Annotated in this window: 11 protein-coding genes; all 11 read right to left on the reverse strand. The window is 32.8% G+C overall.

All coding sequences use genetic code 11. The features are described from left to right. Positions 1 to 500: 500 nt before the first annotated feature. Positions 501 to 3,287, reverse strand: a complete 2,787-nt coding sequence (locus OM075_RS22655; RefSeq protein WP_301192842.1) for a glycoside hydrolase family 2 protein — start codon at positions 3,285 to 3,287, stop codon at positions 501 to 503. 446 nt (positions 3,288 to 3,733) lie between these two features. Beyond that, positions 3,734 to 4,636, reverse strand: a complete 903-nt coding sequence (locus tag OM075_RS22660; protein ID WP_301192843.1) for a 3-hydroxyacyl-CoA dehydrogenase — start codon at positions 4,634 to 4,636, stop codon at positions 3,734 to 3,736. 405 nt (positions 4,637 to 5,041) lie between these two features. Beyond that, on the reverse strand, positions 5,042 to 5,737 hold the full coding sequence (locus tag OM075_RS22665; RefSeq protein ID WP_301192844.1) for a hypothetical protein: 696 nt from the start codon (positions 5,735 to 5,737) through the stop codon (positions 5,042 to 5,044). Positions 5,738 to 5,801: 64 nt separating this feature from the next. Next, on the reverse strand, positions 5,802 to 6,842 hold the full coding sequence (locus tag OM075_RS22670; protein ID WP_301192845.1) for a serine hydrolase domain-containing protein: 1,041 nt from the start codon (positions 6,840 to 6,842) through the stop codon (positions 5,802 to 5,804). A 781-nt stretch (positions 6,843 to 7,623) separates the two neighbouring features. Next, complete coding sequence (locus tag OM075_RS22675; protein ID WP_301192846.1) at positions 7,624 to 8,490, reverse strand: alpha/beta hydrolase; 867 nt, start codon at positions 8,488 to 8,490, stop codon at positions 7,624 to 7,626. 380 nt (positions 8,491 to 8,870) lie between these two features. Beyond that, on the reverse strand, positions 8,871 to 9,944 hold the full coding sequence (locus OM075_RS22680; protein WP_301192847.1) for an alpha/beta hydrolase: 1,074 nt from the start codon (positions 9,942 to 9,944) through the stop codon (positions 8,871 to 8,873). A 217-nt stretch (positions 9,945 to 10,161) separates the two neighbouring features. After that, positions 10,162 to 10,557 (reverse strand): cupin domain-containing protein, encoded by a 396-nt coding sequence (locus OM075_RS22685; protein ID WP_301192848.1) that lies wholly within the window; start codon positions 10,555 to 10,557, stop codon positions 10,162 to 10,164. A gap of 123 nt (positions 10,558 to 10,680) precedes the next feature. Then, positions 10,681 to 11,439, reverse strand: coding sequence for a carboxymuconolactone decarboxylase family protein (locus OM075_RS22690; protein WP_301192849.1), 759 nt, complete (start codon positions 11,437 to 11,439; stop codon positions 10,681 to 10,683). 496 nt (positions 11,440 to 11,935) lie between these two features. After that, complete coding sequence (locus tag OM075_RS22695; RefSeq protein ID WP_301192850.1) at positions 11,936 to 12,286, reverse strand: transposase; 351 nt, start codon at positions 12,284 to 12,286, stop codon at positions 11,936 to 11,938. A gap of 284 nt (positions 12,287 to 12,570) precedes the next feature. Further along, on the reverse strand, positions 12,571 to 12,798 hold the full coding sequence (locus OM075_RS22700; RefSeq protein ID WP_301192851.1) for a tautomerase family protein: 228 nt from the start codon (positions 12,796 to 12,798) through the stop codon (positions 12,571 to 12,573). An 88-nt stretch (positions 12,799 to 12,886) separates the two neighbouring features. Then, positions 12,887 to 13,414, reverse strand: coding sequence for a cyclophilin-like fold protein (locus tag OM075_RS22705; protein ID WP_301192852.1), 528 nt, complete (start codon positions 13,412 to 13,414; stop codon positions 12,887 to 12,889). Positions 13,415 to 13,636: the final 222 nt, after the last annotated feature.

Genomic DNA, 13,636 nt, shown 5'->3' on the forward strand with positions numbered 1-13,636 from the left:
CTTCTTTAAACTTTTTGTAATCAAATTCTTTTGTCATGAGGCAAAGTTATTTTCTTTTTAATCTATTATGACACAAAGTTTTGAACACTCTCTTTTTTGTTTTTATATATGTAACAATCTCTTCTGATGCCTCTTTTGATATCGGCGAAAGACTATTAATATGATCCAAAAATTCTTTCATGTGTTAATATTCTGTTTTTATCAACTTAAGGTACTCCAAATTAATATTATTATACTGTAGAATTCAAAGATTGGCGTGATTAACCTCTTGTTATGGTCATTTCCTTTTCTACGATCTGAATATTATATAATACGAAGCACTTAATTTACTCTATTCAGGACGTAAAATAATAAGATTGAAGCAAAATACATGATTTTAAATTAAAGTTTATGACAAAAAAATAACCGTAAAATCTTCCTTAATGGAGACTTTACGGTTATTATATATTCAATGCTATCACTTTAGCTCAGGCAAACATATTTTTAAAAAAAGTAATTTATTACTTATTAAATTTAAAATAGATGGTATTTTGCATGTTTGGTGTTTCACTAAATCCTTTAAAACGGTGTAATTGCGATTGTGGACCGTAATTATCTGCAGTTTGAAACTTAGTACCTACGGCAGGAATAGCATCCATAAACGAGATATTACCTTCAGGATAAACAGGGTTTGTCCAGTTTCTATTAGGATCATATTGTTTTTGAATGGATGGTGTAAACAAATGCAAGAAAACATCTTCAGAAGCACAATACACTTCAAAAGGAGTAGGACAATCAAGTTTCATACCGTAAAATAATGAATAATAACCTTTAAACTCAGGGTATTCCCATACTTCACCAGTAATGGCATCATTGTATTCTTTATCCCATATATTTAAATTTCCACCTTTTAAACGATTGTTATAAACCCTGTACGGACCATTTGCAAACAGTTTAGCGCCTTTAATATCTTTTTCAGGGAAATTAAAAGTAATTCCACACATGGCAATTTTATCTGCTGGTCGGTAATCATAATCCAACTTCAATACACCGGATTTCTGCATGGTATAGGTAAAACGGTAAGCATCCCAGTTATTTGGATAGCTGTACAATACATTGATTGAATATTCACCATCTTTTACTTGTAAATCAACATGTTTGCATTTTAACTCAGCATCTGTAATAAAAACTGGTCCTTCGGTTAATGGAATAATACCATCTGCAGTTTTAACCTCAGTCAGCATTCCGGTTTCTTTATTAATCTTTACAGTAACTCCAGCTGCCGATAAAATATAATCTGTAGCATCTTCAGTTTTTACAACAGCTGAACTATTAGCAGAACTGTTATTTAAAACTCTGTGAGCAAAAAATGCAGGTGAGTTTAACTCAAAACTCCATGTGTATAGTTCATCGCCATTATGATCTTTTGCTGTTACATATAAAACATCGTAATCTTTCCAGTTTTTAGGTAAATCTAATTCAAGTTCTCCTTTATTACCCGGAGTAATATCTGGTGCATTAATTTTACCATTAACCTTCTCTGCTTCTCCATCTAATGAACTGAATTTTGATAACGAATAAAAGAAGCTACATTGGCTGGTATTTGTAAAATCAAATCGGTTTTCAATGGTTAGTTTACCATTCCATGCCGGAGTGATGTATTTTTTCTGTACATACACAGGCGACCAGATTTCTTTTATGGTATAAAAGCTTCCTTCTTTTTCACGGTAAGGTCCTAAGATTCCATCAGCGCCTGAAGCCTTATCTGTATCAAGAATTCCGTCTTTATCGGTACGTACCACACCTTCATCTGAAAAATCCCATAAAAACATACCTGCCGATAGCGGATTAGAACGCATTAAATTCCAGTAATCATCCAAACCTGCGCCGTGGCCTCCATCATATAAACCATGAAGCGACTCCGTTGGCATAAAGATATCACGTCCGTTAAACATGTTTTTAATACCGGAATTGTACGAGATATAATGCGTAGTATTAATACCTCCATATAATCCAAAAGGATGAATAACAGGACGTTTTTGAATGTCTAGCTCTGGAAACATAGGATCGAAATCTCTGTTAAAACCACCCTCATTTCCATTGGCCCAAAAAATGATGGAAGGATGATTTACATCCCTGGTAACCATTTCGCGAACTAAAATTTCGCCAATAGGTGTATCATACGGAGGTTTTTGCCATGCACAAAGTTCATCAATAATATATAAGCCCAATGAATCGCAAAGCTCTAAAAAGTGCTTATCCGGTGGATAATGCGACATACGAACGGCATTCATATTCATCTCTTTAATTAGCTTAATATCGTCTAAACTTTGCGCTTTACTAACTGTACGACCTGTACTTGGCCAAAAACAATGGCGGTTTACACCTTTAAACATGATCTTTTTGTTGTTTACATAAACACCATCACTTTTTCTAAGATCAATTGTTCTGAAACCAAAACGCTCTGTTACTTTATGAAACTCTTTTCCTTTTTGGCTTACCGTAATAACCGCATTATATAAAGCTGGCGTTTCTGACGTCCACGGTTTAATATCATCTATTTTAGCTGAAGCAAGTATTGTCTTCGTTTTTTCGGCTGAAGAGGATTCAAATGAACCTACTTTTTTACCTGAGGCAACTTCAAACAACTCAACATTTACGGTTGGTTTTGAAACAGGTTTGTCCAAAACTACTTCCATATTTATGGTACCATCATGCTTTGCATCAATACCGGTGTATTCGATAAAATCTTTAGGTACCGCTTCCAGGTAAACTGGTCTGTAAATACCTCCAAATACCCAAAAATCGGCACTACGCTCCGCGCTATTTACACTGGCATTAGATGACATCTTGCTTACTTCTACTTCAAGCTTATTATCTGATTTATACGATACAAAATCAGTGATTTCTCTTTTAAATCTGTAAAATGAACCCTGATGTACAGCTCCGGCTTGTTTTCCATTTACTTTAACCTTGGTGTCAGTCATTGAACCTTCAAAAACAATAAAGACACGTTTGTTTTTCCAATCTTCAGGAATAGAAAATATGGTTTTATAAAGTCCCTTTTCTGATGATTTTTCTCTTTCGTATCCATAGTTATACTCGCCAAAACCTTCTAATTCCCAACAAGAGGGAACTCTAATAGTAGTCCAGGTTCCACTGTTTCGGCCTGATGTACAAAAGAAATCCCACGTAACTCCATCGTCGGTGTAATTGCCGGAAAGCATTTGTTTTTCTGTTTTCTGGGCCACTGTTATATTACAAACAATGCTCAGAAATAGTAATAAAAATAAATTGCTAAACTTCATAAGTTGGTAATTTTTATTTCACTATAGTTTATATTTCAATGGTATTAAATGTAACTCGCCTATCTCCTACATATTAATAAAAGATATAGATTATTCAAGCTCGTTTTATTGTGTAATTATTTTCTATTTACAGTCTGATAAAATCTCATTATTGGATGTCAAAAATAAAAGTATAATCCTAATTTTTATAATTAATCACATTTTAAAACCTTTATTAATAAAAGACTTTATACCTAATATGATAAAAAACGGCTACGAAGTCAAGAGGAATGGAGAAACTGAGAATTTAATTATTAGGAATGATGGGAATTCTAGGTAAATAAAAAAAGGCCCGGCTACGTAAGCCAGACCTTTTTTTAAAGCTGTATAAATAAATTTTTATAGATAAAAGAGCCATCTAAAACATATCGTATGCATGTTAAAGATTTACTCAGGATACCTTAACTCTAGTTTTTTAAGAATTCCGGAGACGCATAGGCAGGATTAGGATACTTGTAAAAACCTTCACCTGTAGCCATACCCATTTTTCCCTTGTCTATGAAATTTTCTTTAACCCACTGGGCACGCTTGTTGAATGATTCATCATTATGAGCAACTGCCAATGACTCCAATGTATGATATACAGTTCCCATTCCAACAATATCCATAAAAGCACAAGGGCCATATGTAGATTTGGTAGAAATAACCCAGGTTTTATCAACATATTCAGGTGTTGAAATTTCGTTTATTACAAGATCTAACCCTGATAATAAAAACGGAATAAATACCGCATTCATCACATAGCCAGGATTTTCCTTTTTAACAGGTATTGCAACCATACCTATAGCTTTTGCAAAATCAACTACTTGCTCATAAATATCATCTTTGGTTTGAGCTTGCCCCATTACTTCTGCAATATTTGCATCCCATATACCTCCTGTTGCAAAGTGTAATGCCAGGAATTTCTCCGGTCTGCCCGAAGCTTCAGCATAAAAACTTGGTAATGTTGAAGATGTATTGGTTGTAAAGATTGTATCTGCAGGAGCTACTTTACCCAATTCAGTCCAGAACTTTACTTTTAATTCCATATCTTCAGGAACTGATTCACTAACCATATCTACCCCATCAACAGCCTCTTGCAAGTTAGTTGTATAACTTATTCTGCTTAAAGTATCATTAACTTGTTGTTGACTGGCTCCTCTTTGTGTTAAAAATAATTGAGCAAATTCCTGATGATACGATTTACTTGTTTCAATACCTTTTTCAAAGGCATCATAAACCGTAACCATAAATCCGTGAAATGCAGTTTGCCATGCAACTTGTGATCCCAGTACACCACCACCAGCAATCATTACTTTTTTAATTTCCATAATCTATTGTTATATTACTATTTATGTAGATATATATTTAATACCTTATCAAGTTATGCAAATATTAATTGTGCATAAATAGTAATATTTTATTCAAATACATAAATAGTTATGCATTATTTATTAACAATCACTATTTGTGTATTTACAACAAACTACAATTAAATGATGGCTACTTAGCAATCGAATAATTGAAACTTTAGAAAGACTTTAAATCGTTATAGAGTTTTTACTTTAACTCAATACCATAATCTTCCAAGATACCTTTTATATCCTTATTGGGATTATGATATACACCAGTAATATCACTCCTAGCGTTAACTTCATTAATATATTTTGTTACAATAGAATAGTAAAAATATTCTCCTGATTTTTTATCAAAAGCTCTTTTAATGTATCTATTTATTAAGCTTCTAAAGCGAATAAAGAAATTTTTAACGCAGGTAATTCTTTTCCGGTTTTATTAATTACAAACTGAAAAATTTGCAACAAATAGTAAAAGAATACAAGCACAAGTGGAATAAGAAAAATTTGAAATATCAAACTAATAACAAGTACTCCTATGCCCCAATAGATATAAGTAATAACAACAATACACAAACTAATTATTGGTAATAATAGAATCATACTCTTAAGAAAAGGATCTGCAAATTCCCAAAATACGTTAAATCGTTTTCTGCCGTTCATTTTAATACAGAAAATATTACTATTAATGGCTTCTGAATACAATCTTAGATGGCCTTTAGAAACTTGATTACACTCTTCTATTGACTGTTTAAATATGGGAAAGCTTTTATTAAAAATAGCCTCAAGTTTTTCAATGTAGTTAATAATACTTTTAGCATTGTAATTATCATTATAGTAATACAGTTTAAAATGATCTGGTGTGTTAATATTTACCAGATAGGCCAGATAAATAAACGGAACAACAACTAATATACATCCAAGATAAGATAAAAACTCAGTGTACGATAATGTGCTTTTTAAGTCTGTAATAAGTTGTATCTGGCCGAAGTAATGAGAAACCTCGGGAGCAGCACTACCATAGGCAAAAATCGAAAAAAGTGATAGGATTGTAAGAAGTTGTAATTTAATTCTCATAGATAGGATGTTATGTGTTATGGTTATTGTATATTAAAATTTGATTTTTGATGATATGTATAATTTATTTAGTGCTTTTTTGCCTTTTCAGTATTTTGACAATTCTATTATTAATGATTTCAGATAAGTTCCAATTGTATAGTTTAGAATCAGTTGTGCTGTAAAACTCAACAATAACAGCATCAATATCTTTATGATACTCTGCAAAACTCTGGTATCCAGGAACCCAACCGCCATGTTTATATTCATAAACGGAAGAATATATTTCTTTTTCTCCAGGTTTAAATATAGATCCATCATTCAAAGCTCTTAAGAATATACCTACATCTTCAGCTGTGGCTAGCATACCATGTTCATCTTCCTTTAAATCATAGGGATGCCCCACATGATAACCACTCATTACGTAGTCCATATTTACCTGACTTAATGAACTATAGGTGTTTTTTAGATGTAAAGGAGTTAAAATCTCATCCTGAATAAATTGAAAGTTATCATAACCTAATACATCATCCATTATTTTATTGATTAATAGATAGTTTGTATTGCAATATTCATAATCTTCGCCTGCTTTAAAGTTTGCAGGTTTGTCTAATATCAAGGCCAGACTTTCTTCATAAGATTTTGTTGGAGAAGACCAAAAATTAGGTGTATCTGTAAAATTTGGAATTCCACTTCTATGCTGAATCATCAATCTTAAGGTGATTTTATCAGCATTTTCAATTCTTCCTACAAGATTGGGTAAATAATCGGCAATGGTTTTATCTAGTGAAAGTCGTCCCTGACTTACCAATTTGGTGACAGCTACAGCATCGTATAGCTTACTGATGCTGGCAATTTTAAAAAGTGCCTGTGGTTTGGCTGGTATTTTCGATTCTCTATTATGCCAGCCAGCTGCGTAATACCGAGGTTGTTGACCAGCCTGGTCTATATAAACAATTATCCCGTCAAATCCCTGATTTATTGCTTCATCTAACTGTTCCTGAACTGTATCTGGCAGTGGTAGTATCCATGCCTTTACCAAAATCCATGGTACAAAAAACATCGATACAATTGTTCCTATTAACAATGTAATTCTGATGATCAGTTTTGTATTCTTTTTTGTCATATAATTTTTGGAATTAAGGTGTCAAGTACGTCAAACTTAGTGGTGTATTATATCCTTAAAAGTTTAATTAATCCATTATCCCTGATTTACTTGGATTTTATTCGTTTTAATATCTCGGTTTACTAAACTACTAATGTAGTTATTATTTTGTAAAGCTTAGCATATAACGGGTATTCGGTTTTATAATTATGGATTCTTAGTTTTTTTTGTATAAACAGCGTTGTCTATGGACTTTAAATACATAGAGGTTAGTTTTTTTACATAAAACTTTATGAGCAACTCATCGCATGTTTATCGCAAAGTGTACGCAAATCTAGCCCATTTTATCGCAAATTTATCGCAACTGCATCGCAAAGGGGACTAGACAGCTACGCAACGGCTTCGCAAATGGTCGCAACCGCGACGCAACCTGTACACAACCGCTACACCATAGATTTGCGAACGTTGCACGATAAAATGATGATAAGCGTGAAGAAAACAGGATGTTTGAATAGTAAGTGGTTTATAGCTAGGGTATAAATGAGTAGGTCAGTATTAATGGTTGAATATCAATATGAAATTACTAAAATAAGGGTCTGGATATAATGACATAATAGGATGCTATACCGAACCTATTGGACATATCTTTATTGAAGATGTAAAGGTACAGGATTTAATCTTGCACCAGTATTAAGAGCTCATATGAGCTCAATATAACAAAAAAGGGAATCAATTATGATTCCCTTAAATATAACAAGTATGTATTTCTATATGGTCGGACTTTCTTTATAAATCCTATATACTAATTAGCAGTCTGTTTTACAATAAAGTCAACAGCTGTATGAGCAGCAGTTAGCATATCCTGGTCAAAAAGGTGCGTTTCACCTTCCATAATATGCAGTGTGCTGTTTTTATAAATCTGATCGTATTTTTCACTGTAAGAATAAGGAACAACCTGATCTGCTCTACCATGAATCAAACAAACAGGACCTTCATAGTTTGCCGCATTTTCGTAAATATTTAATGTTTGACAAGTTGAAAGGTATTCGCGTCCTACAGTATGATTAAATACAGAAATACTCTCTGGAATATTGTTTGGATCAAACTTTACACCCATCATCATTCCCGCATTTGTTTGATCTTCCATTACTGCTGCTGGAGCTAAAAGAACTACACTTTTAATAGCATCTTTTAATTCGCCACCTACCAATGAAGTTACTACTCCACCTTGTGAGTGACCTAATAAACTGATATTAGATACAAAATCCAATGTTTTGCAATACTGATATACAGCCAATGCATCTTTTACTTCTAAAGGAACTGTCATATCTTTAAAAGCCCCATCACTCTCGCCATGACCGTTAAAATCAAAACGAATAGATGCAATTCCTTTTTGCTGTAATTCGTTGGCTAACTTACTGATAATTGGAAAGTCTTTATTTGAAAATACGCCATGCATTAAAATGACTAAGGGACAAGTTTCGCCATCTTTTAATTCCGGAACTTGTAATACAGCTTTTAACTTACCTACGGCACCATCTAATTCTAAGTTTTGAGATGAAGCTGCTTTTGCGGTTGTATTTTCAGTTTGTTGCTTGTTGGCATTGTTACAAGCTACAGATAGAGAGATGATACACATCAGTGCTACCGATTTTAATATTTGTTTCATATGTTTATTTTTTCTTCTAATTGCCACATGGAACTCGCCGAAAAAACAATCATTCTCCTGTGTGAGAAAAACTTTCTCATGGCTCGTTTCATGTGTCTAAAATTTGTTCTCGTTTACGACATGGAACTCGCCAATTTAGTCATTCTCGTGTGTGAGAACTCGTTCCTATGGCTCGTTTCATATTTTAATTTTTCTGAATGTTATACTTTGAAATCTTATTAAATTTAAAAGTATAGATCGGGATTATTAAATTTAATAATTTGTTTCTGATAATAAAATTCTACGCTTAAAGCTATTTTATTACATAACAAAGCCTTACTAAATGTAAGGCTTTGCAGAAACTCAAATGTTAACCTAAAAACAGGTCATTAGAAAAAATATTATTTTAGGTTTTCTTTAAAGAAAGACTCTAATTTATCAAATGGAATAACATCTTTTTTATCGTAAAGATCTGTATGAACTGCACCTGGGATAATCATTAATTCCTTAGGCTCATTTGCTGCTTTGTAAGCATCTTCACTAAAGTAACGTGAGTGTGCATTTTCTCCAGCAATAATTAAAATAGGACGAGGAGTAATTTCATTGATGTAAGTCAGCAATGGCATATTCATGAAAGATAATGCATTAGTTGCAGTCCAAGAGCCATTTGAGTTGATTGAACGCTCATGAAAACCTCGTTCTGTTTTGTAATAGTTTACATATCCTTTTACAAATTCAGGTTCGTCACCAGTTAATTGTTCTGGCTCAGGTAATCCTTGGGTTCCATAAGCAGGGCTTCCAGCTTCTGCATCTTTCCAACGTTGTTGACCTAATTGCTCTAACATTTGTGAACGTTGTTCAGGAGTCATGCTATCGAAATAACCTCTTGCAGTAACACGAGACATATCGTACATACTTGCTACAGCAATAGCTTTAACACGTTTATCTGCAGCAGTTGCATTTAATCCCATACCTCCGAATCCACAGATACCCATGATACCAACTCTTTCTCTGTTTACAAATGGTTGTACACCAAGAAAATCAATTGCAGCACTAAAATCTTCTGTATTGATATCAGGAGATGCTACATTACGTGGTTCACCACCACTTTCGCCTGTATATGAAGGGTCGAATGCTACAACAGCAAATCCTCTTTGAGCAAATTCATTGGCATATAAACCTGAAGATTGTTCTTTTACAGCTCCGTAAGGTCCACTAATTGCAAGTGCAGGAAGTGGTTCTGTACCTCTGTCTTTTGGTAAATATAAATCACCAACTAACGTTATACCATAACGGTTTTTAAAAGATACTTTTTCTCGTGTTACTTTATCACTCAATTCAAAGGTATAATGTTCTTCTGTTTCTGTATTTTTCATATTCTCTTTCTCTTTTGTTGTGTTCGTGTTTGTGCAAGCCTGAGTTACTAACATAAATAACCCTGCCAGCATAATAGTTGCTGTTTTCAGTCTGTTCATGTGTAATTGTGTTATGTTTATATTAATTGTTTTTAAGATAGGTGTGCTGTGCTTAATATGATGCAAGAGATGCGATTGCGTGCACAGTGCAAATTGATGGAAGTTGGAAGACAGAAGAAATAATAGTTATTTTACTTCTGACTTCCTTAATTCAATTTTGCTTATAACGCAATGTAATTACAAGTAGGTTAATGCATTATATTAAGCTACTAAAATATTATAATTTATTGTATTCTTCGTCAGTTACCGGTCCGTGCCAAACTGTTGTAGAACCTTCAACTGGAACAGACATTGCAACGTGTGCAAACCAACTGTCTTTTGTTGCTCCGTGCCAGTGATTTACTCCTGCAGGAATATTTACAACATCTCCTGGGTTCAATAATTGAGCAGGTTTTCCTTCTTCCTGATACCAACCAGTTCCTGCAGTACATAGTAAAATTTGGCCACCCCCTTCGTGAATATGCCAGTTATTACGACATCCTGGTTCAAAAGTCACGTTAAAAGTTGGTACACCTTCTAAGGTTAATAAAGCAAGGTAACTTTGTCCTGTAAAGTACTCTGCATATGCATCATTTTTCTGTCCTAATGGAAATATTTGTTTAAATTCACTCATTTTTATTTTCTCCTATATTTTTATTTAGATCGTTAGATTATAGATTATAGACATTAGATTTTTATTAATTACATCTAATCATCTTATAATTAATATTCTCCAACGAACATTCGATTAATATTCTTATTTATTTTCTGGGATTACCTCATTGATACAGCTAATAGCATTTAAAGTTCTTGGGAATCCCATATAAGGCAAACACTGTGTTATGGCAACAAGTAAAGTTGTTTTATCATTACCCACTTTTAAATTACCAAATACATGTGATTTTACCTGGTTTTCACATCCTCCTAAGGCACTCAAAATACATAAGGTCAATAACTCTCTTGTTTTTAAATCAAGACATTTTCTGGTGTAAATATCTCCAAAACAAAAAGCTGATAAATAATTTTGAATGTGCTTTTGATTTTCAGGAGCATTTTGATGCATCTGATCTATAACATCTCCAAAAATATCCTTCTGAACTTTAAGCCCATCCTCATATCTTGTTTCTTCCAAAACTGTTTTTTGACTCTCTACCGGAAGTGTAATATTTTGTGCTTTAAACACCTCGTTAACCTTTTGTATGGCATTTAATGTTTTAGGAAAACCTAAATATGGTACACATTGATAAATGGCTTCTTTAATGGCAACAGGTGATACTCCTATATTTAAGGCTGCAAATACATGTGCCTGAAGTTGATCAAGTGTTTGATTGGTAGTTAATACAACTAATGTAATTAACTCTCTTAACTTATCAGATAGCTCTCCGTGGTAAAATACTTCTCCAAAAATAAAATGATTTAACATTTCTTGTAAATCAGGATCCGTTTCTGCCAGAGGACCAACATGATTACCAAATAATTCTTCAAATTTTTTTTTGCTTAATTCTATTCGGTTCATATTATATGTTGTTTTATATTTTATGTCCAGAATCTTTATCAGATTTCTATAATACAAATATGAGGAGATTCTTACATATAAATTTACCAAAATAACGGATAGAGTTACCCTAATTACGGAAAGTTATTTTTTTTAGTAATAGAATACTTAAAACTGAAGAAATAGAATGAAACAAGCTTTCTAAGATGCCATAATACAAGTTTAGTTCATCTGTATCAAAACAAGCTTAAACAATATTTTTCAAACATGTAAATAAATTAATGGATATGGTCTAGCTTGCGTTACAGAAAGGAATGTATTTAGCATTTTAAGCTGGGTAAATTATATTAGTATACCATCTGAAGGGCCGTTAGGCCTGATTTCTTAGTAGAAGATTGTTAAAGTAATGTAATCAAGGGGCGTAGCTCTGTTGTCTTAAACTGGGTCATACCATTCAAAAAGATATTTGTGATCAAAGTTAATATCAAACTTTTTAAGGAACGATAGATACTCATCTTTAAAAACATCTTTTTTTATGATGTTCTGGTTGATTTAATATATATTTTACAACTCTGTCAGTTTGTGATTTCGAATATGTAAACGCACCATATCCATCCTGCCATGAGAAATGGCCATGTAAAAAACATTTATCGTTAATCCATTTTGACAAACCAGCTTTTATTTGTTCAATAAGCTTTGAGATCGATATAGTTGGATGAATCCCTACAAAAATATGTGTATGATCCGGATTACAGAAAACAGCAAGAGGTTTTGATTTATGCTTGGTTACAAGTCCACATATTAAGTTTTCTCTACCTTGAACGGCAAAAACATATTGAATGAAAAGTTGGGTATAGGTATTGGCCATAATAAAAACTTAAGATAACAGGGCTAATGCCCCTATGTATATTTATTAAATCTTTTTCTTCTAAGAAATTAGGGCTAACGCCCCTCATTCTACTACACTAGAGATAAATATAGTTATAATAATAGAAAATCAGAATATAGAAATTATTTCTATTATTATGTTCATTTAATCAAAAAATGAAAATATTACCTAAAAGGGAATATAAAAGTTTTATCCAGAAAATGCAATGCAAAGTTATACAATAGCCATATTAGCTTATCTAAAAACCAGATAATACTTACAAATTACATTTCGTAACCAGGCTCTTTATAAAGAATATCTTTATTACCCATTATATCATTCGGGTAAACTTTATTTTTCCATTCTTCAAGCGTAAAATCTTCTATTGAAACAGAAAAAGATTCTGCTCCATATCCTATTACTCTCTGAGCTGTTTTAACCAATTCTTTGGCTAATTCCTGTTTTTGCTCTTCGGTTTTACCCTCTAATAACTTTATTTGAAAATGTGGCATATTTAATAGATTATAAAATATTAGACTTTAAATAAAAAAATAAGATACAGATGTTTGACCTGTATCTTATCTATAAATTATTCCGGTTTTATTCAGCTAGTGATAATGTAACTGTGACATCACCTTTCCCTAAAGCTTCTTTTAATTCCGAAGCAGTAATATTATCTATTTTTCCGAGTCTTGTAAAACTCCATGTGTTAGGGGCATAATAAATAACAAATGCACTTCCCTGGTATAAAATTAAGTCTCCGGCCTCTGTAGTAATAGATTCATCATTTCGCGGAAAATCTCTTCCGAAAGAACCTACCTTCTCCATGTTACCATAATCACGCATATCAATAGTAATTGGAGCTTCAGCCAGTGCTTCCTTCAAAGCCTCTGTTGATGAATTATCTACTAGTGTAGCGGTTAAAACTATATCTCCTATAGTAATATTTATTTTGTCTGTTGTTATCATATGATCTGATGTATCGTTACTATCACCGGTATTATCTTCATTTGTAATAGCGGTATCTGTTTCATTATCTAAATTTTCATCATTTTCATTCTCTCCAGAACATGCTCCACAAGCCATAAAGAATACAAAGGCACACATTAAAAAAATCTTATTTTTCATATGTTTATTTTTTCTTTTAATTGCCACATGGAACTCGCGAAAAAACAATCATTCTCCTGTGTGAGAAAAACTTTCTCATGGCTCGTTTCATATGTCTAAATTTGTTTTTAATTGCCATATGGAACTCACAAATAAACCACTATGGACTGAAAGTCCATAGTTTTGAGCGACCTGAATGACTAAAAGTCATTCTTTAGCTCGTTTCTCATCTATTCTAAGATG

Source organism: Plebeiibacterium sediminum, from assembly GCF_026013605.1.
In the GTDB taxonomy this organism is placed as follows: Bacteria; Bacteroidota; Bacteroidia; order Bacteroidales; family Marinilabiliaceae; genus Saccharicrinis; species Saccharicrinis sediminus.